The sequence below is a fragment of the Janthinobacterium rivuli genome (genome assembly GCF_009208735.1).
GTDB lineage: Bacteria > Pseudomonadota > Gammaproteobacteria > Burkholderiales > Burkholderiaceae_D > Janthinobacterium.
On the sequence record NZ_WFLJ01000010.1, the window covers coordinates 76,049 to 99,361 of the forward strand.

Genomic DNA, 23,313 nt, shown 5'->3' on the forward strand with positions numbered 1-23,313 from the left:
GCGAAACATGACATATATCAATTGACCCTGCCGGTGTGGCGTGAAAAAATTCAGATAATTATGAAAACTCAACATATCCAAATGACGCCGCTGATCCTGACCTTTGTCAGCCATTTCGGCGAGATGGGCAGCCGCTGGGGCTTTAACCGCACGGTGGGGCAAGTGTACGCCTTGTTGTTTGTCGCGGAGCATCCTTTGCACGCGGACGAAATCGCGGAGCACCTGAGTTTTTCGCGCTCGAACGTGAGCATCGGCTTGAAGGAGTTGCAGGGCTGGGGCTTGATCCGTCAGTCGCGCATCCCCGGCGACCGGCGCGAGTATTTTTCCTCGCTGGGCGACGTGTGGCAAATCTTCCGCGTGGTGGCCGCCGAGCGCCGCCGCCGCGAAGTGGCGCCCACCCTGACGGTGCTGCGCGAATCGCTGCTGGCGCCGGCCACGGAACCGGTGGACCAGTATGCGCAGGAGCGCATGCGTGAAATGTATGAATTGGTCGACCTGGCCAACACCTGGTTCGACGACTTGCAGCGCCTGTCGCCCGAATCGATGGCGCAACTGATGAAAATGGGCGCCAAGGTACAAAAGCTGCTCAATGCCAAGGATCGCCTGTTTGGCGTCAGCAACAACAGCGACTGAAGCACCCTCCCCCTTCCCGAGCCGAGACGCCGCTGGCGCGTCTTGTCACGCCGTGTCGAAACGTCATGTCGGCTGTCGCTAGCACAGCCATACATAGCCGTATGCGATGTTGTCAAGCAAACCAATAGAATTATTAAAATTGTATTAGTTTGGATCAAGAGTAAGCTTTCATTTGCGTACTCACTACGCGCAGGAAATAGTTAGAAAAAGGGCAATGGGATGATTTCCCCGCCATGCAGGGACGCATCCCAATATTGTGAAGCGACTGTCTTCTACAGAGGGGATTTTCATGAAAAGCGTAAAGAGCATTGCCATCAAGGCATCCATGCTGGCCGCAGTGACCGTGCTGGCAGGTGCGGCGCAGGCGGCCACCTGGGTGGATGTGGGTCCGGCCAGCGGTTTCGTCATCGCCGGCAGCACCGTCACCTATTCACCATCGCCGGCACTGCAGGTGAAATATTATGATGACGATCTGGTGCCGCAGAGCCCATCCGACATCCAGGGTTACATCAATGGCGTGTTCGGCACCAGCCTGGGCTCCGCCGTCTCGTATTGCGACAACGCCACCTCGGGCTGCACCGCCGGCACCACGGCAGGCTTGAGCGGCGGCGTCAATTCGTTTACGAGCGCGGCCGCCTATGACTACCTGGCCATCCACTTCGGCCATGGCGAACTGGTGTTCCACTGGGCCGCTCCCTTGGCTGCCGGCACCACGTTCACGGTGGCGGGCCTGCCCAAGGACCTGAGCAACTACAGGGCTTTCATTTCCGCCGTGCCGGAACCTGAAACCTATGCCATGCTGCTCGCCGGCCTTGGAATGCTGGGCTTCCTGGCACGCCGCCGCCAGGGAAAGTAAGCATCACCAGCGGCAGCGGCGCAACGGCGCCCGCTGCCGCCTCCATGCCAGCCGCATCTTTACGCCGCGCTTGCGGCGCCAGGCCCACTGTTTACACCATTTTTAGACCCCCCTCGCTATGCTGAACGGCATCACCAGCCATTTTGCGAGGAGTCCTTCATGCATCAACCGCATTTGCGCACGCGCCGCCCCGGCATCCTGCGGCGCCACCTGCCGGCGCGTGAACGCTTGCGCCTGGCGAACAGGAAGCGTGCCCCCCTGGTCGTGGCCATGCTGAGCGCGGCGCCCATCCTCTACCTGCTGGCGGTGGTACTGTCTGCGCAGCCGTAGGCGCCGATGGCGCGCCAGGATAGTAATAAAGTGACAATTGAAGCGTTTCCATCAATGCAATAAGAATATGATAACGACTCTTGTGCCGGCGCCGCCGGCGAAGTGACTGGCGAGAATACGCGCCCAAGGGGAAAGAAATGCATCGAGTTCGACTGTATATGGCCGCCGTCATCTGTGCCGCGTCATCCATGCAAGCCTTCGCGCAGGTGGGGGCGCAGCAAGAGACGCATGCCTTTACCTTCCTGACAAGCGGAACGCAAGGCAGCTGGTCGGATTACCTGGCATCGGACCAGCCAGGCGTCAGCCGCATCGCCTTTGGCGACTACGACAAAGCCATCGCGCTGCAGTCATGGGACGACGCACTGCCCTACGAACCGCGCCCAGGGCCGAAAACCCTGCCGTATGGGGATGCCATGCAGATCAGCGTGAAGGATGGCTACCGCATAACGGGATACACCCTGCAGAGCAATGTATTCAGCGCCACCCGGGTCGCCCTGGGGTGGGAGAATTACGACAAGGAGTACGTTGAAATCGCGCCAGGTTACGCCTACACCTCGGCGACACTGGCCGTCGAGACGCGCCTGGCCGATGGCAGCGCAGTGGGCGTCGGCCAGTCGAAAACATTCTTCGATAGCAGCGGCGAGCTCCTGGTCGGCGCTTCCGGCCTGTCGCTGACACACGATTTTTCCATCCGCTTCGATGCCATGCTGACGACGGATGCCAAGGCACAATGGGCGCACATGCGTGATCCCGACCCCTATCTTTGCTGTCATTACATCTCCAACCCCTCGCTGGCCCACGTCAGCTTCCACGACATCATGCTGACGGTGTATTCCGAGCCTATCCTGTCCGCGGTGCCGGAGCCGCAGACGCATGCCATGCTGCTGGCGGGCCTGGGCTGGATAGGCTGGCGCTGGCGCAGGAAGGCCACGGCACGGGAAAAGGGGAACAGGTAGAGGATAGAGCGCGGGCATTGCGCCGCTGATGGCATTACTGGCCAGTACATACTGGTCCGCCCAGAGGGAATCGAACCCCCATTCACGGTTTAGAAGACCGTTGTCCTATCCGTTGAACGATGGGCGGAAAGGTGCAGCATTTTAGTCTATGCGCGCCAGCAATGCCAAGGCGTCGCACAATAGAAAACGGGCTGTCATTTCTGACAGCCCGCTTATGACTTTGGTCGGAGTACAAGGATTCGAACCTTGGACCCCCTGGTCCCAAACCAGGTGCGCTACCGGGCTGCGCCACACTCCGAAGACAAGATAATAACGCTTCCCCACAATTTCGTCAATTGCCATAGACGAATTAGGCGGAAATAACTATCGCGCCCGCCCCTGCCTTTGGTTCTATGCGGCAATTTTATCGGCGATGCGGCGCGCCATGGACTCGGCCTTCTCCTTGTCCTTGGCTTCCACCATCACGCGGATCAGCGGCTCCGTGCCGGAAGCGCGGATCAGCACGCGGCCCGTGTCGCCCAGTTCAGCCTCGACCGCCTCTTTCTCGGCCACCATGACGGCATTCTGTTGCCAGTCGAAACCGGGGGCCACGCGCACATTGATCAGGGTTTGCGGGAACAGCACCAGCTCGGCCAGGCACTGCTGCAGGCTCTGGCCGCTGCGCTTGAGCGCGGACAATACTTGCAGCGCGGATACGATGCCGTCGCCCGTCGTGTGCTTGTCCAGGCACAGCAGATGGCCGGAACCCTCGCCGCCCAGTATCCAGCCTTTTTCCTTCATGACTTCCAGCACGTAGCGGTCGCCCACCTTGGCGCGCGCAAAGCCGATGCCCTGCTGCTTGAACAGCACTTCCAGCGCCATATTGGTCATCAACGTTCCTACGGCGCCGGCCACGGGGCCCGTCGCCAGGCGGTCCTTGACCATCACGTACAACAACTCGTCGCCGTTATACAGGCGGCCCGTGGCGTCGCACATGATCAGGCGGTCGGCGTCGCCATCGAGGGCGATGCCGAGATCGGCGCCATGCTCGACGACGGCTTCGGCCATGGCCTTGGTGGCCGTGGCGCCGAAGCCCGCATTGATGTTGAAACCGTCGGGCTTGTTGCCGATGGCGATCACTTCCGCGCCCAGCTCATGGAACACGTGCGGCGCGATATGGTAGGCGGCGCCATGCGCGCAATCGACGACGATCTTCAGGCCGCGCAAGTCCAGCTCGTTCGGGAAAGTGCCCTTGCAAAATTCAATGTAGCGGCCCTGGGCATCGTCCAGGCGCTTGGCGCGGCCCAGCTTGTCCGACGGCACGCAAGCCATGGGCTCGTCGAGCGCCGCTTCGATTTCCAGTTCCACGCTGTCGGGCAGCTTGGTGCCCAGGCCGGAAAAGAACTTGATGCCATTGTCATGGTACGGATTGTGCGAAGCGGAAATGACCACGCCGGCCGACAGGCGCAGCGCCCGCGTCAGGTAGGCGATCGCCGGGGTCGGCATGGGGCCGGCCAGCATCACGTCCACGCCGGCCGCCGACAGGCCCGCTTCCAGCGCCGCTTCCAGCATGTAGCCGGAAATGCGCGTGTCCTTGCCGATCAGCACCGTCGGGCGCGCCTTGCCACCTTGCGACTTGGCCAGCACCTTGCCGGCCGCATAACCGAGGCGCATGACGAAATCGGGAGTGATCGGAGCCGTGCCCACCAGGCCGCGAATGCCATCGGTGCCAAAATATTTACGCGTCATAAATTTCTCTTTTTGTTGTTTATAATGAATCTTACAGGCTCAGTGCGCCATGCGCCAGACCTTCAGTGCATCGACGGTTTCAGCTACATCATGCACACGGATAATTTCCGCACCTTGCGCTACCGCAGCAAGCGCCCCGGCGACACTGCCGGCCAGGCGCTGCTCGACGGGACGTCCCGTCACGGCGCCGATCATCGACTTGCGCGACAGGCCGGCCAGCACGGGCAGGTCCAGCTCGCTGCGCAACTGGCGCGTGGCGCGCAGCAAGGCATAGTTCTGCTCCACCGTCTTGCCAAAACCAAAGCCGGGATCGACGCACAGGCGTTCGCGGGCGATGCCGGCCGCCGTCAGGGTGTCGATGCGCTCGCGCAGGAAATCGGTGACTTCGCGCACCACGTCCTCGTATTGGGGCTGGTCCTGCATGGTTTGCGGCACGCTTTGCATGTGCATGATGCACAGCGCGCAATCGCTGCCCTGCACGGCGTCGATGGCGCCCGGCGCGCGGAAACCGTTGATGTCGTTGATCATGTCGGCGCCCGCCAGGATGGCTTCGCGCATCACTTCCGGCTTGTAGGTGTCGACGGACAGGGGCTTGCCGCAGTCGCGCAAGGCGTACAGCACCGGCATGACGCGCTGCAATTCATCTTGCAGCGGCAACGGCGGCGCGCCGGGGCGGCTCGATTCGCCGCCGATGTCGATGATGTCGACGCCGTCCATGATCATCTGCTCGGCGCGCGAAATGGCAAATTCCAGGTGCTGGTACTGGCCCGCATCGGAAAACGAGTCGGGCGTGATGTTCAGGATGCCCATCACCAGCGCCTGCGTGCCCTGCAGGTTGAAGCCGAAACGGCCGAATTGCAAATAGTGTCGCATGTGAATCTTTGTAGTCATCAGGGAAATCTGGCGCGCCAACGAAAAAGGGCAAGGATCGCTCCTTACCCTTTTGATGGCGCGCCGCCGGTCAGGGCGGCCGTTATCAGGCTGGTGCCGTCACGTTCGGCGAGATGCCGCCCGTGCCGCTGTCGCCCGCATTGCGGCGTGGCGGAATGACTTTCGGTGGACGCGGCTCCAGGCCGGCCATGATGTCATTGATTTGCTCTGCATCAATGGTTTCCCATTCCAGCAAGGCTTTGGTCATCATTTCGACCTTGTCGCGGTTACTTTCCAGCAAGGTGCGCGCCAAAGCATATTGCTTGTCGAGAATGTTGCGGATTTCAGCATCGACCTTTTGCTGGGTCGCTTCCGAGATCGTCTTGGTGGCGCCACCGAAGAAACCTTCGTTTTCGCTGTCTTCGTAGACCATCACGCCCATGCTGTCGGACATACCGAAGCGGGTCACCATGGAACGGGCCAGCTTGGTGGCACGCGAGAAGTCATTCGACGCGCCGGTGGACATCTGTCCCACGAAAATCTCTTCGGCGATACGGCCACCGAACAGGATGGAAATTTCTTCCAGCATCTTGTCCTTGTAGGCGGACAAGTTGTCGTGTTCCGGCAACTGCCAGGTCAGGCCCAGGGCCCAGCCGCGCGGCATGATCGTCACTTTATGCACGGGATCGGCCTTCGGCAGCAGCTTGGCGACGACGGCGTGACCGGACTCATGGTAAGCCGTATTGCGACGCTCTTCCTCGCGGATGATCATCGATTTACGCTCAGGACCCATGTAGATCTTGTCTTTCGCATCTTCGAAGTCAGCCATTTCCACCAGGCGCTTGCTGCGGCGGGCGGCGAACAGGGCTGCCTCGTTGACCAGGTTGGCCAGGTCCGCGCCCGAGAAACCGGGGGTGCCGCGGGCCAGGATATCGGCTTTCACGTCGGTACTGATAGGTACTTTACGCATGTGCACGTTCAAGATCTGCTCGCGGCCGCGGATATCGGGCAAGCCGACGGACACCTGGCGGTCGAAACGGCCCGGACGCAGCAGGGCTTTGTCGAGCACGTCGGCGCGGTTGGTGGCGGCCACGACGATCACGCCGGAATTCGCTTCAAAACCGTCCATCTCGACCAGCAACTGGTTCAAGGTCTGTTCGCGCTCGTCATTGCCGCCGCCCATGCCGGCGCCACGGTGACGACCGACGGCGTCGATCTCATCGATGAAGATGATGCACGGCGAATGCTTTTTCGCGTTTTCGAACATGTCGCGCACGCGGCTAGCACCCACGCCGACGAACATTTCCACGAAGTCGGAACCGGAAATCGAGAAGAACGGCACCTTGGCTTCGCCGGCGATGGCGCGCGCCAGCAGGGTTTTACCCGTGCCCGGAGGACCGACCATCAGCACGCCGCGGGGAATGCGGCCGCCCAGTTTCTGGAATTTGCTCGGATCCTTGAGGAAGTCGACCACTTCGTTGACTTCTTCTTTCGCTTCGTCGCAACCGGCGACATCGGCGAAGGTGACGGTGTTGCTGGCTTCATCCATCATGCGCGCCTTCGACTTGCCGAACGAGAATGCCCCGCCCTTGCCGCCGCCTTGCATCTGACGCATGAAGAAGACCCAGACGCCGATCAACAGCAGCATGGGGAACCAGGAAACAAAAATAGTTTGCAGGAAAGACGCTTCCTCGGGCGGACGCACATCGAAATGTACGCCATTGTCGCGCAGGTCGCCGATCAGGCCCTTGTCGAGGCTGGTGGCGGTGGTACGCACCTTGGTGTCGTCCATCAGCTTGGCGGTGATCGACGAACCTTCGATCACGACATCCTTGACGCGCTTGGCTTTGACTTCATCCAGCAAATCGGAATAAGCGATGGCCTTGCTGCCGCCTGTGGCGCCATGACTGTCGAATTGCTTGAACAGCATGAACAACAGCAGCAATACGACTACCCAGATGGCAGATTTGGAAAACATGTTATTCACGAAGACTCCTTGGATGCAGTGCGCATCTCTTTACCTATAGCTAGAAACACGATTTTACTCGCAATAAGCGGGCCGTGCCAAAGCCCGCCGATCCGTGCGCGCGAAAAAACCGCGTTCACGCAAAAAAAGTGCAGTATAAACAATTTAGGCTTTTATGCCATCTGACGCTACTGCACTCCTCGTTCCCATGTGCGGATTCTGCCTTAAATATCAAGGGCGGAATCATCTTCTTCAACGGCATTTTTCAGCGGATTCTTGATGCCACGGCCCATCAGGAATATTTCCGACGATTTATCGCGGCTGGCCTTGGGCTTTTTCTGCACCACGACCTTGAATTCGGCGCGGAATTTCTCCACGATCTGGCTGAAACCCATGTCCTTGAAGCATTTCACCAGCAGCACGCCGGACGGCTTCAGGTGCAATTGCGAGAATTCGATGGCCAGGTCGATCAAATGTTCCATGCGCGCGGCGTCCGCCGTGGCGATGCCCGACAGGTTGGGCGCCATGTCCGACAGGACCAGGTCGACCTTGCGTCCCTGCAACACCACTTCCAGCTGGCGCAGCACGCGCGCTTCGCGGAAGTCGCCCTGAATGAAGTGGAAATCGGCGATCGGCTCCATTTCCAGCATGTCCAGGCCAATCAGGGTACCATTGACCCCGCCGCCATCCTTGCCGGCCAGCTTGCGCCGCGTGTACTGGGCCCAGCTGCCAGGAGTGCAACCCAGGTCGACAATCACCTGACCAGGTTTGATCAGTTTTTCGTCTTCATCGATTTCTTTGAGCTTGTATGCTGCCCGGGCGCGGTAGCCCTCTTTTTGCGCCAACTTCACATAAGGATCATTTATGTGGTCGTGCAACCAGTTTTTGTTTAATTTCTTCTTTGCCATTCGCGTAGAATACTGCTTTTAAGGGAATTACTAAATATTATTATGCTAAAACTTACACCCGTAGAGCGCAGCGCACTGCGCGCCGAAGCACACGCGCTGAAGCCTATCGTCATCATTGGCGAAGCGGGCTTGACACCTGCTGTCCTCAAAGAGATCGACCTTGGCCTGGATTCGCACGGCCTGATTAAAGTCCGCGTGTTCGGCGACGACCGCGAAGCCCGCGTCGGAATGTACGATACGATTTGCGGCAATCTCGGCGCCGCCCCGGTACAACATATTGGCAAACTGCTGGTAATCTACCGTCCGAAAAAAGAAGTGGTTAAGGAGAAGGTCAGCGCCGGCAAAGGCATGCGCGAAGTGACCATCGTCAAGGCCAGCGCCAGCGGCACCAAGCGCCCCAGCGTGACGAAAGTCATGATCAAGGGCAATGAGCGCGTTACCGAAGGCGGTTCCATCAAGCGTGCCAAGCCACGTCAGAAAAGCGCCAAGAAAAGCGCACTGGGCAGCAAGTAAGCCTGTTCACCCGGCCACCGCAAGGCGGCCGGGCTTGAAACAAGAAGCGGAGCACGGGATCTTCCCTGCTCCGCTTTTTTTATTGCTGCCGATTCAAGATTACTGCTGTTTCCAGATCAGCACGCCCGCCAGCAAGCTCTGCACAGCAAAGATCAGGGTCGACACGCCATGCAGCATGCCGAAGCGGCTGCGCATGGCCTCGTCCATGATGCCCGACGGCGCCTGCGCCTTGAGCTCGGCCATCAGGGGCGAGATGCCGAAATGGCTGAGCAGCGCGCACACCAGCATGGACAGCACCAATGCCGCCAGCAAGCGCCGGCGCTTGAGTTCCAGCGCGCCAGGACTCCATTGCAGCAACGCCAGCAGCACCAAGGCGCAAACGATCGACAGCCAGGCCTCGGCGCGGAACATGCTGCCGGCGATATTGCCTGCCAGCACGCGGTCGCTCAGGGTGCCAAACAGAGTCGGCGCCACGACGAAGCCGATGGTCCACAGGCTGCCGGCCCACAGGGTGGCAACGAGGAGGCGCACGCGCGTCAGCATCAGATGTACAGCACTTCCAGGATTTCGTATTCGCGCGGGCCGGACGGCGCCTGCACTTCCACCACGTCGCCGGCGTACTTGCCGATCAGCGCGCGGGCGATCGGGGACGTCACGGAAACCTTGTTCATTTTCAGGTCGGCTTCATCGAGGCCGACGATCTGGTACGTGACTTTCTGGCCCGATTCCAGGTCTTCCAGGTTCACGGTCGAGGCGAACACCACGCGGCCTTCCGCGTCGAGCGCGGTCGGGTCGATGATTTGCGCCGCACCCAGCTTGCCTTCGAGCTCGGCGATGCGACCTTCGACGAAGGCCTGGCGTTCCTTGGCGGCATCGTACTCGGCGTTTTCCGACAAATCTCCGTGCGAACGCGCTTCGGCGATCGCATCGATGACGATGCGGCGTTCCTTGGTCTTCAAATGATGCAGCTCTTCTTTCAAGAGTTCTGCGCCGTATTTGGTCAATGGGACTGAGGTCATGTTATCTCTACTATCTGCTAGTTATCGGTGCCGTTGCCCGTGTTTCATCACGGTTAACGGACTTACCAAGTGAAAACCACAGAGGCCGCGCGCTGCTCTGCACGGAACTCTGTGGTTGATAAGCATGCAGTGTACCGCCTTACGGCGGTCACTGCAAACGCACTTAGTTCAAGGTCTTGTGCAGGCCTTGCAAATCGTACACACGCAACTCATCCAGATGGCGGATGCCTTCGACGGCCGCTTCCGCGCCGGCGATGGTGGTGTAGGTCGTCACGCGCGACGCCAGGGCCGAGGTGCGGATGGCCCGCGAATCGACGATGGCGCTGCGCTTCTCTTCCACGGTGTTGATCACCAGCACGATTTCATGGTTCTTGATCATGTCGACCACGTGCGGACGGCCTTCGATCACCTTGTTCACTGGCGTGACGGCGATGCCGGCGGCAGCGATCACGGCGGCGGTGCCCTTGGTGGCGACCACGGTGAAGCCGGACTCGACCAGGTCGCGCGCCACTTGCACGGCGCGCGGCTTGTCCGACGCTTTCACGCTGATGAAGACCTTGCCCGATTTTGGCAGGTTGACGCCGGCGCCCAGCTGCGATTTCACGAACGCTTCGCCGAAGGTCAGGCCCACGCCCATGACTTCGCCCGTCGATTTCATTTCAGGGCCCAGGATGGTGTCCACGCCCGGGAACTTGACGAACGGAAACACGGCTTCCTTGACGCTGAAATATGGCGGCACGACTTCCTGCGTGATGCCTTGCGAGGCCAGCGACTGGCCAACCATGCAGCGCGCGGCGATCTTCGCCAGTTGCAGGCCGGTGGCTTTCGAGACGAATGGCACGGTGCGCGAGGCGCGCGGGTTGACTTCCAGCACGAAGACGACGTCTTTCATTTCGCCATCGATCTCTTGCTTTTGAATCGCGAACTGCACGTTCATCAGGCCGACCACGTTCAAGCCCTTGGCCATCAACGCCGTCTGGCGTTTCAGTTCTTCGATGGTTTCCGGCGCCAGCGAATACGGTGGCAGCGAGCAAGCCGAGTCGCCCGAGTGCACGCCAGCCTGTTCGATGTGTTCCATCACGCCGCCGATGAAGGTCGTTTCGCCGTCGGAAATGCAATCGACGTCGCACTCGATGGCGTCGTTCAGGAAGCGGTCCAGCAGCACCGGCGAATCGTGCGACACCTTGACGGCTTCGCGCATGTAACGCTCGAGGTCGCGTTGCTCGTGGACGATTTCCATGGCGCGGCCGCCCAGCACGTACGATGGACGCACGACCAGCGGATAGCCGATTTCCTGCGCCAGCGCCAAAGCGTCGGCTTCCGTGCGCGCGGTGCGGTTAGGCGGCTGGCGCAGTTCCAGCTTGTGCAGCATTTGCTGGAAACGTTCGCGGTCTTCGGCCGCGTCGATCATGTCGGGCGAGGTGCCGATGATCGGTACGCCGTTCGCTTCCAGGTCCAGCGCCAGTTTCAATGGCGTCTGGCCGCCGTACTGCACGATCACGCCGACCGGTTTTTCGATGGCGACGATTTCCAGCACGTCTTCCAGGGTCAGCGACTCGAAGTACAGGCGGTCCGAGGTATCGTAGTCGGTCGAAACCGTTTCTGGGTTGCAATTGACCATGATGGTCTCGTAGCCGTCTTCGCGCATGGCGAGGGCCGCGTGGACGCAGCAATAGTCAAACTCGATACCCTGGCCGATACGGTTCGGGCCACCGCCCAGCACCATGATCTTTTTCTTGTCGGTCGGATTCGATTCGCACTCTTCGTCGTACGTGGAATACATGTACGCCGTGTCGGTCGAGAATTCGGCCGCGCAGGTGTCGACGCGCTTGTAGACGGGACGGATGTTCAGCGCATGGCGCTGCTGGCGCACGGCCGTGTCGGTCGTCTGCAGCAAAAAGCCCAGACGGCGGTCCGAGAAGCCCTTCTGTTTCAACTTGTACAGGGTGTTCTTGTCCAGGTTTTCCAGCTTCTGCGTGTCCAGCCACAGTTCCAGGTCGACGATTTCCTTGATCTGGATCAGGAACCATGGGTCGATCTTGGTCAGGTTGTGCACTTCTTCCAGAGTAAAACCCTGGGCAAACGCATCGCCCACGTACCAGATGCGCTCAGGACCAGGCTCGCCCAGCTCTTCTTCGATCTTTTCGCGGTCCTTGGTCTTTTCGTTCATGCCGTCCACGCCCACTTCCAGGCCGCGCAAGGCTTTCTGGAACGATTCCTGGAAGGTACGGCCAATCGCCATCACTTCGCCGACGGATTTCATCTGCGTCGTCAGGTGGTGGTCGGCGGTCGGGAATTTCTCGAACGTGAAACGGGGAATCTTGGTGACGACGTAATCGATCGACGGCTCGAACGAGGCCGGCGTGGCGCCGCCCGTGATTTCATTGCGCAGCTCGTCCAGGGTGAAACCGACGGCCAGCTTGGCGGCGATCTTGGCGATCGGGAAACCCGTCGCTTTCGAGGCCAGTGCCGAGGAACGCGACACGCGCGGGTTCATCTCGATGACGATCATGCGGCCATCGACGGGGTTGATCGAAAATTGCACGTTCGAGCCACCGGTGTCGACGCCGATCTCGCGCAGCACTGCGAGACTGGCATTGCGCATGATCTGGTATTCCTTGTCCGTCAAGGTTTGCGCAGGAGCGACGGTAATCGAGTCGCCCGTGTGCACGCCCATCGGGTCGAGGTTTTCGATCGAGCAGATGATGATGCAGTTGTCCGCCTTGTCGCGCACCACTTCCATCTCGTACTCTTTCCAGCCCAGCAACGATTCTTCGATCAGCAGCTCTTTCGTCGGCGATGCTTCCAGGCCGCGCTTGCAGATGGTTTCGAATTCTTCTTCGTTGTAGGCGATGCCGCCGCCGGAACCGCCCATGGTGAACGATGGACGGATGATGGTCGGGAAGCCCAGGGTGCGCTGCACGGCCCACGATTCTTCCATCGAGTGCGCCACGCCGGAGCGTGCCGAACCGAGGCCGATCTTGGTCATCGCGTCCTTGAACTTGGAACGGTCTTCCGCCTTGTCGATGGCTTCCGGCGACGCGCCGATCAGCTCGACGTTGTATTTCGCCAGCACGCCATTGTTGAACAGGTCCAGCGCGCAGTTCAGCGCCGTCTGGCCGCCCATCGTCGGCAGGATGGCGTCAGGACGCTCCTTGGCGATGATGCGTTCAACGACCGACCAGGTGATCGGTTCGATGTAGGTCACGTCGGCCATTTCCGGGTCGGTCATGATGGTCGCAGGATTGCTGTTGACCAGGATGACTTTGTAGCCCTCTTCGCGCAGGGCCTTGCACGCTTGCGCGCCGGAATAATCGAATTCGCAGGCCTGGCCGATCACGATCGGGCCAGCGCCAATAATCAGAATACTTTTAATATCTAAACGTTTAGGCATTTTTCTTTTTCTCCTCCGCAGCCATCAAGTTGATGAAGCGGTCAAACAGGTAAGCAACATCCATCGGGCCCGGCGACGCTTCAGGGTGACCCTGGAAGCAGAAGGCCGGCTTGTCCGTGCGGGCAAAGCCCTGCAGGGAGCCGTCGAACAGCGATTCATGGGTCACGCGGCAATTCGCGGGCAAGGTTGCCGCGTCGACGGCGAAACCGTGGTTTTGCGAGGTGATCAAGACCTGTTTCGTTTCCAGGTCTTGCACCGGGTGGTTGGCGCCGTGGTGGCCGAACTTCATCTTCAGGGTTTTCGCGCCGGAAGCGATCGCCATGATCTGGTGACCGAGGCAGATGCCGAAGGTCGGGATGCCCTTCTCGATCAGCTCTTTCGTCGCCGCAATCGCGTAGTCGCACGGTTCCGGGTCGCCGGGGCCGTTCGACAGGAAGATGCCGTCCGGATTCAGTGCCAGGGCGTCGGCGGCCGTCGCTTGCGCGGGCAGCACGGTGACCTTGCAGCCGCGCGCCGTCAGCATGCGCAGGATGTTGCGCTTGACGCCGTAGTCGAAGGCGACCACGTGGTACTTCGCGTCGGCGTCAGCCAGTTGGCCATAGCCTTCGCCCAGGGTCCATTCCGTTTCGCGGTATTCGTAGGCGGCCTTGCTCGACACTACCTTGGCCAGGTCCATGCCGGCCAGGCCAGGGAAGGAACGGGCCAGTTCCAGCGCTTGCGCGGCGGACGGTTCGTTGCCTTGCGTACCGACGAGGATGGCGCCGCCCTGCGCACCTTTTTCACGCAGGATGCGCGTGAGCTTGCGTGTATCGATGCCGGCGATGGCGACGATATTTTCAGCTTTCAGGTAATCGGACAGGGAGAGCGTGGAACGGAAACTGGATGCCAGCAATGGCAGATCGCGGATGATGAGGCCAGCGGCGTGTACCTTGGAAGACTCGACGTCTTCCGGATTGACGCCCGTATTGCCGATATGCGGATAGGTCAGGGTGACCATCTGGCGGCAATAGCTTGGGTCGGTGAGGATTTCCTGATACCCGGTCATCGAGGTGTTGAAAACAACCTCGCCCGTGGTATGACCGGCGGCACCGATCGAAAAACCTTTGAAGATCGTTCCATCAGCAAGCGCTAATATGGCTGGAACGGCAGGGCCAGAAAAAAATGGCGGCAAGGGCAACTCCTGATAAAGTTACCGTAGCTGCGCCACGTCAGACCGACCGCCTAGATACCCGAGCCAGATGCACTCAGGGTGTTTCAACGGTCATTTTGAATGAGGGGATGGGTAGTCGCTACGGTATATGTGTGATTGGCTAAACCTTTGAATTATAACCAAAAGGAAGCTTTTCCACAAGGAAGAAAATGTGGAATGCGCGGCATTTTTTTGCGCAGCAGCATAAATCCTGCGCCCCATGAAAAAAGCCGCCCGGCTTGCGCGGGGCGGCTGGCTCTGCAATTGCGGCTACTACTTAGGCCGTCAAAGCGGCAATACCCGCTTTCGCGATTTGCGCATCTTCCGCCGACTTGACGCCCGAGACGCCGACGGCGCCCACGTAGTGACCGTCGAACACGATGGGCACGCCGCCTTCGAGCAAGCCGTCGATTTCCGGTGCGCTCAGGAACGACACGCGGCCGCCATTGATCATCTCTTCATAGATGCGCGATTCGCGGCGGCCCAGCGCGGCCGTCTTGGCTTTCGATGGAGCGATGTGCGACGAGATCGGCGCCACGCCATCCATGCGCTGCAGCCACAGCAGGTGGCCGCCGTCGTCGACGATGGCGATCGTGACCGCCCAGTTATGCTTGACCGCTTCCGCTTCGGCGGCGGCAGCGATTTTCTTTACGTCGTCCAGGGTCAAAATCGGTTTCGATTGCATGGTGCATCCTTGTTATGTTGAAGCAAAATTGTATACGAAATGCGGGGACAGAATAACGCCTTACTGCTCGCGCTTGGCCTTCAGCTTTTGCTTGAGCTGCGCCATCACGGCAAAGGTCGCCTGCTCGCCCGCCAGGATGGCCTGGTTGCGGCTATTGAAATCGTTGCCCTTCATGGCGCCCAGGCTGGGCTGGATCACCACGTCCGCATCTTTCAATTCGAACTGGTTGATGCGCTGGCCCATGATGGCAAACGTCTGCATGATGACTTCCATCGAGCTGATGGCCTTCTGGCTATCCGTTTGCGACGAAATATTCACGGCGATGATGAAATCGGCGCCCATGTCGCGCGCAAAGCGCACGGGCACGGGAGCGACGAGGCCGCCATCGACATAGGTGTGACCGGCAATCGTCACGGGCTGGAACACGCCGGGCACGGCTGACGAGGCGCGCACGGCCATGCCGGTGTTGCCACGCTGGAACAGGATCGGCTGGCCATTTTTCAGATCGGTCGCCACCACGCCAAACGGAATTTTCAGTTTTTCCAGCGGCACGCCGCCGACGGCCTTGTTGACATAGCTTTGCAATGCCTCGCCTTTCAGCACGCCGGACGACTTGCCGAACAGGGGCAAGGCCCAGTCCGAAATAGCCGCCTCGTCCATGTCGAACGCCATCTTTTGCAGGGTGAAGCCGGAGTTGCCCGCCGCATACATCGCCCCCACCACGCTGCCGGCGCTGGTGCCGGTGACGATGTCGGCATGGATGCCTTGCGATTCGAGCGCCTTGATCACGCCGATGTGCGCAAAACCGCGCGCCGCGCCGCCGCCCAGGGCCAGGCCGATCTTGATCTTGCGGGGCGTGACGACGATGGGCTCGGGTGGCGTCAATACTTGTATCGGTTTCGGGGCGGTGGTATCGCAGCCGGCCAGCACAAAGGCGGCCAGGGCAAGCAGGGTCAGGCGTTTAGGGAACATGGTGGAGAGGGGGAACCGCGCGCGGCAGTGGCAATAAAGGAGAGCCGATTGTAGCGCAAGCGGGGCCGCCGGCACTGAAGGCCGCCTTAAATGTTTATAAATGACAATATTTAGAGGAAACGTGCGCCTCTGCTCTGCTGTTAAACTGGCAGCTGTTTTTTTACGTGCTCCCGCTATGTCAGAACTTCAATTTGCCGATAGCCGCGCCCTGGCCGAACAGTACGCGCAACAGTTATCCGCCAACCCGCCCGACGGCGCCCTCGCCTGGCTGACCGCCATCCTCGCCACGCAGGCGCCCGCGCTGCGCTCGTCGAACGCCACCTTGCTGGCCTACACGGGCAATCCGGCCGCCCTCGCCTGGATCGACGCCAACGTCGGCTCGCCCGTGGCGGGAGCATGGGGCGTGGCGGCGGCCCTGCTGGGCACGCCGTGGCCACGCATCCTGGACTGGCTGCAGCGCGGCGGCCCGCACCGGCTGATGGCGCTCGACACCCTGTACGCCTATCGCAAGCCGGCCGTCAACATGTCGCCGCTGGAACAGATCGCCGCGCCCGTGCTGCCGCAAGCGCCCGCGCGCGCCGACCTCGATGCGGCGCTGGCCGCCTGCCTGGCCGCCTCCGCCACGCCGCGCATCCAGGCGGCCGTCGACTCGATCCAGCAGCATGCGGACGACATCCTGCGCGGCGCCCCCCGCGGCGTGGCCGTGGCCGACCTGCCGCGCCTGTATCTGGACCCGGCGCCGTTCCAGGACGCCGCCGCCATCCTGGAGCGCCACGAAACGGTGGTCGCCGGCATGCGGCACAACCTGCAGAACCTGCTCAAGGGCATACTGTGAGCCGGCAAGCCCGCGTGACGATCGACTTGAGCGCAATCAATTCGCCACGCCAGCTGCACGCGGCCCTGGCCGCCGCGCTGGGTTTCCCTGCCATGTATGGCATGAACTGGGATGCGTTCTGGGATGCCATCACGGGCCTGGTGGACATGCCGCAACAGCTGGAGCTGCGCGGCTGGACAGCCTTCGCCGCACGCCTGCCGCACGATGCGGCCATCCTGCAGCGCAGCCTGGCGCGCCTGGCGCAGGATATGCCGGACCAGGCGGCGCAGCTGCGTTACGTTTGAGACAAGGTGTCGCCAGGAAACGCTTGACAGCCAGCCACCACTTCCCTTACATTGAGTACATGTCCTCCTTCAAACATTCCTCCCCTTCCCTGCTGTCGCTATCGCGACTACACCTAGCACGCGCATAAGTTTGCCGCATTGCTTCGCCTGGCCACACGCCGGCGTGTTTCAAAAACCCTGGAAGGTTTGATGATGTTTGCACCATCCCCATTCGTACACGTAATCCCCGCTGCGACCGCCCCTGCCGGCATCGTCGCTGCACCGCATCTGCTATCGCTACCGATCGCTTGCCTGGCCTAGTGTTGCGTGGCCGCCCGGCAAGCTTGCGCCACAACCATTGATTCCCCCCCCTATCTTCAGGAGTACCCGATCATGATGTTGCAAAACCCAGCTTCCAAATACCGCGCCTTTCCTCCCGTTAAATTGACCGACCGTCAATGGCCGAACCAGATCATCAGCAAACCGCCTATCTGGATGAGCACCGACTTGCGCGACGGCAATCAGTCGCTGATCGAGCCGATGAGCGCGGAAAAGAAGCTGCGTTTCTTCGACATGCTGATCGCCATCGGCCTGAAGGAAATCGAAGTGGGCTTCCCATCGGCATCGCAAACGGACTTCGATTTCGTCCGCAAGCTCGTCGATGAAGGCCGCATTCCGGACGACGTCACCATCATCGTGCTGACACAGTCGCGTGAAGAATTGATACGCCGCACGGTGGAATCCGTCGTCGGCGCCAAGCGTGCCATCGTGCACCTGTACAACTCGGTGGCGCCCGTGTTCCGCAAGGTCGTGTTCGGCATGTCGCGCGAAGAAATCACCAACATCGCCACCACCGGCACCACCCTGGTCAAACAGCTGGTGGCGCAGCATCCGGAAACGGAATGGGGCTTCGAATACACGCCGGAATCGTTCTCCACCACCGAACTCGATTTCTCCAAGCATATCTGCGACGCCGTCAGCGCCATCTGGAAGCCGACGCCGGCCAACAAGATGATCATCAACCTGCCATCGACCGTGGAATGCAGCACGCCCAACGTGTATGCGGACCAGATCGAATGGATGTCGCGCAAGCTGGCACGCCGCGATTCCATCATCATCAGCGTGCACCCGCATAACGACCGCGGCACGGCCGTCGCGTCGGCCGAGCTGGCCGTGATGGCGGGCGCCGACCGTGTCGAGGGCTGCTTGTTCGGCAATGGCGAGCGCACCGGCAACGTCGACCTGGTGACTTTGGCGATGAACCTGTACACGCAGGGCGTGCACCCAGGCCTGGATTTCTCCGACATCGACACCGTGCGCAAATGCGTGGAAGAGTGCAACCAGTTGCCCGTCCACCCGCGCCACCCGTATGCGGGCGATCTGGTCTTCACGGCATTCTCCGGCTCGCACCAGGATGCGATCAAGAAAGGTTTTGCCAAGCAACAGCCGGACAGCATCTGGGAAGTGCCGTACTTGCCGATCGACCCGGCCGACCTGGGCCGCAGCTACGACGCCGTGATCCGCGTCAACAGCCAGTCCGGCAAGGGCGGCATGGCGTACTTGCTGGAACAGGAATACGGCCTGGTCTTGCCGCGCCGCCTGCAGATCGAATTCTCGCGCGCCGTGCAAGCCGTGGCCGATGCCACGGGCCGCGAAATCGCCGCGCAGGATATCCATGCCATCTTCCAGCAGGAATACCTGGAGCAGACGGCGCCGTACGCCTATGCCTCGCACCGCATGGTGGAAGACACGAGCAGCGATGAGTCCGTGCAAATCGACATCAGCCTGTCCCACCGCCAGACGCCGCTGGCCCTGCAAGGCGGCGGCAACGGTCCCATCGACGCCTTCGTCAATGCGCTGGGCCTCGATATCAAGCTGATGGACTACCATGAACACTCGATCGGCTCCGGCGCCAACGCCCAGGCTGCCTGCTACGTGGAATTGCGCCTCGATAACGGTCCGACCCTGTTCGGCGCCGCCATCGACAGCAATATCGTCACCGCCTCGTTCAAGGCGGTCCTGTCGGCCGTGAACCGCCGCATCGGGCAGACGGAAGCCGAAAAAACAACAACGGCCGACGTGGTGGCCAGCGCCGCCTAAGCCCTTCCGGCGCGCTCCATAGGGAGAAAAAGCGGTACGGCTTGATCGCCGTGCCGCTTTTTCATTTCCGCTGGGCAATTGTTGCTGCAAAAGAAGTATCACCGGCCGTATAATCGTTTCATAATAAGACCACCGGAGACAGATTATTAGCTACCGAGGGAATCAGTATGAAATTGACGGACATGAAGATAGGCGTGCGCCTGGGCGCCGGTTTTGGCGTGGTGCTGCTGCTGATGGCAGTGCTTGTGGGAACGGGACTGTTCCGCCTGGACAAGATCGGCGCGCTCAGCGAAGCCATCATCGAGAAAGACTGGGCCAAGGCCGACGCCATCGCCACCATCCGCAGCACCACCCGTTCGAACGCGGCACTGGTGCTGGAGCTGTTCATCCATGAAGATCCGGCCCGCGCCAACGCCATCCATGGCGAAATCGACGCCAACAAGGCCACCATCACCGATGCGCTGGTCGTGCTCGACCGCCTGATCGTGCTGCCTGAAGGCAAGGAACTGCTGGCCACCCTGAAGCAGCAGCGCAAGGCCTATGTCGTCTCGTTCAGCCAGGCCGACAAGCTGCTGGTGGCGGGACAGCGCGCGGAAGCGGCCAAGCACGTGCGCGACGATACCCTGCCCGCCCTGAATCGGCTGCAAACAACGGTGAACCGCCTGAATGAACTCCAGCGCCAGGTGGTCGTGCATGGCGGCCAGCAAATCCAGCAGAATATTTCCGCAGCCAATGTGCTGATGGCCAGCCTGGGCACGACCGCCCTGCTGCTGGGCGTGCTCTTTGCCTGGCGGGTCACGCGCTCGATCACCACGCCGATCGCGTATGCCTTGCGCGTGGCGCAAGCCGTGGCCGCAGGCGACCTGAGCACTAAAATCGTGGCCGACGGCAAGGATGAAGCGGGCCAGCTGCTGCAGGCGCTGCGCGACATGAATACCAACCTGGCCACCCTGGTGGGGCAAGTGCGCGGCGGCACAGGCACGATCGCCGTGGCGTCGAGCCAGATCGCCAGCGGCAATGCCGACCTGTCGGCCCGCACGGAAGCGCAAGCGAGCGCGCTGGAAGAGACGGCCTCGTCGATGATCGAACTGACGGGCACCGTGCGCAGCAACAGCGACAATGCGCGCCAGGCCGACAGCCTGGCCCGCTCGGCGTCGGCCATCGCCCAGCGCGGCGGCTCGGCCATGGCGGAAGTGATCGACACCATGGATGCCATCAATGCCTCGTCGCGCAAGATCGTCGACATCATCGCCGTCATCGACGGCATCGCCTTCCAGACGAATATCCTCGCCCTGAACGCGGCGGTCGAGGCGGCGCGTGCGGGTGAGCAAGGCCGTGGCTTCGCCGTGGTGGCCTCCGAAGTGCGCAATCTGGCACAACGCTCGGCGGCGGCGGCCAAGGAAATCAAGGAACTGATCGCCGACTCCGTCACCCGCGTCGGTCAGGGCGCGCAGCTGGTCAGCCAGGCGGGCGCCACGATGGATGAAGTGGTGGCCAGCGTGGGCCGGGTCAGCGCCATCGTCGGCGACATCAGCGTCGCCAACCACGAACAGAGCGAAGGCATCGAGCAGATCAATGCCGCCATCATGCAGATGGACCAGACGACGCAGCAAAACGCGGCCCTCGTCGAGGAAGCGGCCGCGGCCGCGGCGGCCATGCATGAACAGGCGGGCGAACTGGAAACCCTCGTCAGCCAGTTCAAGCTGGAACAGAACGCCGTCGCCAAGGCGCCGCCCCGCCCTGCGCCGACCTCCGCTCCGCGCTTGCACTAGTTCAGCTATTCCACCTGGCGCGCCAGGCGGATGCCGGAAAACTGCCAGCGCGCGCCGGCCGGAAAGAAATTGCGGTAGCTGGCGCGCGCATGGCCGGCCGGCGTGGCGCACGACGAGCCGCGCAGCACATACTGGTTCAGCATGAACTTGCCGTTGTATTCGCCCAGCGCCCCGGGCGCCGTGCGGTAGCCCGGATACGGCGCATAGCTGCTGCTGGTCCACTGCCAGCAGTGGCCGAACATTTGCCGCAATCCCGTTCCCGGCGCACCGAGCGCCGGATGCAGCCGGCCCGTTTCCACCGCGACGCCTTGCGCCGCCAGCTCCCACTCCGCTTCCGTCGGCAGGCGCGCGCCAGCCCAGTGCGCATACGCATCCGCCTCGAACAGCGACACATGCGTGGCCGGCGCCCGCAGGTCGAGCGGGCGCAAGCCAAACAAGGTGAATTCCTGCCAGTGCCCCGCCGCATCGCGCTGCCAGTACAGCGGACATTGCAATTGCTGGCTGCGCACCCAGTCCCAGCCTTCGGCCAGCCACAGGTGGGCCGTGCGGTAGCCGCCCGCCTCGATGAAGGCGAGATAGTCGCCATTCGTCACCAGCGCGCTGGCCAGTTCGAAGGGCGCCACATATTGCGGATGGCGCGGCAATTCGTTGTCGAAGCAAAAACCGTCGCCCGCATGGCCGATCTGCGCCAGGCCGCCGTCGAAGGCGAGCCAGGCCGTGGGCGACGCTTGCCGCGGCGCTGGCGCGCCGTCCGGCGCACTATCGAGGTAAGCGGGAAACAGGGCGCTCTGCGCCAGCAGGTGCTTGACGTCCGTCAACAGCAATTCCTGGTGCTGCTGCTCGTGTTCGAGGCCCAGCGCCAGCAGCATGGTCAGCCGTTCGCGCTCGTCGCGCGCCAGCTCCCCTGCCAGCAGGCGGCCGATGCGCGCATCGACGTCGGCACGGTAGGCGCGCACCTGGGCCATGCCAGGCCGCGTCAGCAAGCCACGCTGGGCGCGCGGGTGCTTCTCGCCCACGCCGTTGTAATAGGAATTGAACAGCACGCGGAAGGCCGGGTGGAATGGCACGAACGCCGCTTCCATGCTTTCCAGAATAAACGTTTCAAAAAACCAGGTGGTATGCGCGAGATGCCATTTCACGGGACTGGCGTCCGGCATCGATTGCGCGCCGCAGTCCTCGTCGGACAGGGGTTCGGCCAGCAGCAGAGAATGCTGGCGCACTTGATGGTAATGATCGATCAGCATCGTCGCCTTTTAGTCTCGAATCACGCGTGCGTAAATCACGGCGAACCACTGCTGCGGGTCCGTCCACACTTGCACGGTGGAAAAGCCCGCCTGCTCCAGCAAGCCGACGAAGGTGGCGCGCGTGTATTTATAGCTGTCTTCCGTGTGGATGCGCTCGCCTTTCGCGAAGCGCCGCTGGCCGCCTTTCCAATGGACAACTTGCTCGCTGCGCGCCTCCAGGTGCATCTCGACGCGGCTTTCTTCCGCATTGAAGTAACCGTGGTGGCGCCACGCGCGCACGTCGAAGTCCGCGCCGATCAGCCCGTTCACGTGGCGCAGCATGTTCAGGTTGAAGGCGGCCGTCACGCCCAGCGCGTCGTCATAGGCGGCGTCGAGGATGGCGTCGTCCTTGATCAGGTCGACACCGATCAGCAGGCCGCCATCGCCGTCCGCATTCGCGCGCAGGCGGCGCAGGAAGGCGATTGCTTGCTCAGGCGCAAAATTGCCGATCGACGAGCCGGGATAGAAGAACAGGCGCCGCGCCTCGCGCACGCTGTCGGGCAAGTCCAGGCGGCTGGAGAAATCCAGGCCCAGGCCCGTCATTTCGATGTGCGGAAAACGCTGTTGCAGCCGGTTCAGCGACTCACTGAGGAAATCATAGGAAATATCCACGGCCACATACTGGGCCGGGTGCAGCAGCGGGAACAGGCTGGCGGCCTTGGCGCAATTGCCGGCGCCCAGGTCGATCAGGGTGCCGCCCGGCCCCACAGCGTGCGCGATCTCGGCGCCGTGGCGGGCGAAGATGGCCGCCTCGGTGCGCGTCGGATAGTATTCGGGCAAGGCGCAGATGGCTTCGAACAGTGTCGAGCCCAGCGCGTCGTACAGGTACTTGGGCGAGGTCCAGGCCGCGCGCGCCAGCAATCCGGCGCTGATCTCGGCTATCGTGGCAGGAGTGGCGCTGGCCGTTTCTGCGTTGCCGGCGGGATACAAATCGGACTGCTGTTGCGCGGGTGGCTGGGTCATGGGCTGGCGTCGTTTCTCAAGGTTCACGAAGGGCTTGCACGGTCGGCCACCGGACGCGCCGCCCCTGCCATGGCAGTC

The 23,313-nt window shown here is 61.5% G+C and carries 21 protein-coding genes and 2 tRNA genes; 9 read left to right on the plus strand and 14 right to left on the minus strand.

Going from position 1 to position 23,313, the window contains the following annotated elements:
* Positions 1-81: 81 nt before the first annotated feature.
* The 4 genes from GCN78_RS14870 to GCN78_RS14880 all read left to right on the plus strand — a co-directional run bounded on the left by GCN78_RS14870 (position 82) and on the right by GCN78_RS14880 (position 2,775).
* On the plus strand, positions 82-633 hold the full coding sequence (locus GCN78_RS14870; protein ID WP_170909696.1) for a GbsR/MarR family transcriptional regulator: 552 nt from the start codon (positions 82-84) through the stop codon (positions 631-633).
* A gap of 289 nt (positions 634-922) precedes the next feature.
* Positions 923-1,489, plus strand: a complete 567-nt coding sequence (locus GCN78_RS29715) for an FxDxF family PEP-CTERM protein (protein WP_226939647.1) — start codon at positions 923-925, stop codon at positions 1,487-1,489.
* 159 nt (positions 1,490-1,648) lie between these two features.
* On the plus strand, positions 1,649-1,819 hold the full coding sequence (locus GCN78_RS29355) for a hypothetical protein (protein WP_193316745.1): 171 nt from the start codon (positions 1,649-1,651) through the stop codon (positions 1,817-1,819).
* 137 nt (positions 1,820-1,956) lie between these two features.
* The gene (locus GCN78_RS14880; RefSeq protein ID WP_226939648.1) at positions 1,957-2,775 is read left to right on the plus strand and encodes a PEP-CTERM sorting domain-containing protein; all 819 of its coding nucleotides are present in this window, start codon (positions 1,957-1,959) and stop codon (positions 2,773-2,775) included.
* A gap of 52 nt (positions 2,776-2,827) precedes the next feature.
* Here GCN78_RS14880 and GCN78_RS14885 read toward each other — a convergent pair.
* The 6 genes from GCN78_RS14885 to GCN78_RS14910 all read right to left on the minus strand — a co-directional run bounded on the left by GCN78_RS14885 (position 2,828) and on the right by GCN78_RS14910 (position 8,247).
* Positions 2,828-2,902, minus strand: a tRNA-Arg gene (locus GCN78_RS14885).
* Between the two features lie 94 nt (positions 2,903-2,996).
* Positions 2,997-3,073, minus strand: a tRNA-Pro gene (locus GCN78_RS14890).
* 92 nt (positions 3,074-3,165) lie between these two features.
* A complete protein-coding gene (glmM, locus tag GCN78_RS14895) occupies positions 3,166-4,503 on the minus strand; it encodes a phosphoglucosamine mutase (protein ID WP_152252390.1) in 1,338 nt (445 codons plus the stop codon).
* A 39-nt stretch (positions 4,504-4,542) separates the two neighbouring features.
* Positions 4,543-5,376 (minus strand): dihydropteroate synthase, encoded by an 834-nt coding sequence (gene folP, locus GCN78_RS14900; protein WP_152252391.1) that lies wholly within the window; start codon positions 5,374-5,376, stop codon positions 4,543-4,545.
* 103 nt (positions 5,377-5,479) lie between these two features.
* Positions 5,480-7,360: an ATP-dependent zinc metalloprotease FtsH gene (gene ftsH, locus GCN78_RS14905; RefSeq protein WP_152252392.1), complete on the minus strand. Its 1,881-nt coding sequence runs from the start codon at positions 7,358-7,360 to the stop codon at positions 5,480-5,482.
* A 203-nt stretch (positions 7,361-7,563) separates the two neighbouring features.
* The gene (locus tag GCN78_RS14910; protein WP_034757436.1) at positions 7,564-8,247 is read right to left on the minus strand and encodes an RlmE family RNA methyltransferase; all 684 of its coding nucleotides are present in this window, start codon (positions 8,245-8,247) and stop codon (positions 7,564-7,566) included.
* Between the two features lie 42 nt (positions 8,248-8,289).
* Here GCN78_RS14910 and GCN78_RS14915 point away from each other — a divergent pair, with 42 nt between their 5' ends.
* Positions 8,290-8,760, plus strand: a complete 471-nt coding sequence (locus GCN78_RS14915) for a YhbY family RNA-binding protein (protein ID WP_010397237.1) — start codon at positions 8,290-8,292, stop codon at positions 8,758-8,760.
* 99 nt (positions 8,761-8,859) lie between these two features.
* On the opposite strand, the gene GCN78_RS14920 is transcribed toward GCN78_RS14915, so the two are convergent.
* From GCN78_RS14920 to GCN78_RS14945, 6 genes are all read right to left on the minus strand, one after another.
* Complete coding sequence (locus GCN78_RS14920) at positions 8,860-9,303, minus strand: DUF4149 domain-containing protein (protein ID WP_193316747.1); 444 nt, start codon at positions 9,301-9,303, stop codon at positions 8,860-8,862.
* Positions 9,303-9,779, minus strand: coding sequence for a transcription elongation factor GreA (gene greA / locus GCN78_RS14925; protein ID WP_034757428.1), 477 nt, complete (start codon positions 9,777-9,779; stop codon positions 9,303-9,305). The genes GCN78_RS14920 and greA overlap by 1 nt, the downstream gene beginning before the upstream one ends.
* Before the next feature lie 163 nt (positions 9,780-9,942).
* Positions 9,943-13,173, minus strand: coding sequence for a carbamoyl-phosphate synthase large subunit (gene carB / locus GCN78_RS14930; protein ID WP_077402818.1), 3,231 nt, complete (start codon positions 13,171-13,173; stop codon positions 9,943-9,945).
* On the minus strand, positions 13,166-14,344 hold the full coding sequence (gene carA, locus GCN78_RS14935) for a glutamine-hydrolyzing carbamoyl-phosphate synthase small subunit (RefSeq protein ID WP_152252394.1): 1,179 nt from the start codon (positions 14,342-14,344) through the stop codon (positions 13,166-13,168). The genes carB and carA overlap by 8 nt, the downstream gene beginning before the upstream one ends.
* Positions 14,345-14,639: 295 nt before the next feature.
* On the minus strand, positions 14,640-15,047 hold the full coding sequence (locus tag GCN78_RS14940) for a GlcG/HbpS family heme-binding protein (protein ID WP_077402812.1): 408 nt from the start codon (positions 15,045-15,047) through the stop codon (positions 14,640-14,642).
* 60 nt (positions 15,048-15,107) lie between these two features.
* Positions 15,108-16,019 (minus strand): patatin-like phospholipase family protein, encoded by a 912-nt coding sequence (locus GCN78_RS14945; RefSeq protein WP_152252395.1) that lies wholly within the window; start codon positions 16,017-16,019, stop codon positions 15,108-15,110.
* Between the two features lie 175 nt (positions 16,020-16,194).
* Here GCN78_RS14945 and GCN78_RS14950 point away from each other — a divergent pair, with 175 nt between their 5' ends.
* From GCN78_RS14950 to GCN78_RS14965, 4 genes are all read left to right on the plus strand, one after another.
* The gene (locus tag GCN78_RS14950) at positions 16,195-16,854 is read left to right on the plus strand and encodes a hypothetical protein (protein WP_152252396.1); all 660 of its coding nucleotides are present in this window, start codon (positions 16,195-16,197) and stop codon (positions 16,852-16,854) included.
* Positions 16,851-17,138, plus strand: a complete 288-nt coding sequence (locus GCN78_RS14955) for a barstar family protein (RefSeq protein ID WP_152252397.1) — start codon at positions 16,851-16,853, stop codon at positions 17,136-17,138. Before GCN78_RS14950 ends, GCN78_RS14955 begins: the two co-directional genes overlap by 4 nt.
* A gap of 372 nt (positions 17,139-17,510) precedes the next feature.
* A complete protein-coding gene (leuA, locus tag GCN78_RS14960) occupies positions 17,511-19,217 on the plus strand; it encodes a 2-isopropylmalate synthase (RefSeq protein ID WP_152252398.1) in 1,707 nt (568 codons plus the stop codon).
* A gap of 167 nt (positions 19,218-19,384) precedes the next feature.
* Positions 19,385-20,989, plus strand: coding sequence for a methyl-accepting chemotaxis protein (locus tag GCN78_RS14965; protein WP_193316748.1), 1,605 nt, complete (start codon positions 19,385-19,387; stop codon positions 20,987-20,989).
* A gap of 5 nt (positions 20,990-20,994) precedes the next feature.
* Here GCN78_RS14965 and egtB read toward each other — a convergent pair whose 3' ends face one another.
* Both egtB and egtD read right to left on the minus strand, forming a co-directional pair.
* A complete protein-coding gene (gene egtB, locus GCN78_RS14970) occupies positions 20,995-22,233 on the minus strand; it encodes an ergothioneine biosynthesis protein EgtB (RefSeq protein WP_152252399.1) in 1,239 nt (412 codons plus the stop codon).
* A gap of 9 nt (positions 22,234-22,242) precedes the next feature.
* A complete protein-coding gene (gene egtD, locus GCN78_RS14975; RefSeq protein ID WP_152252400.1) occupies positions 22,243-23,235 on the minus strand; it encodes an L-histidine N(alpha)-methyltransferase in 993 nt (330 codons plus the stop codon).
* Positions 23,236-23,313 lie beyond the last annotated feature (78 nt).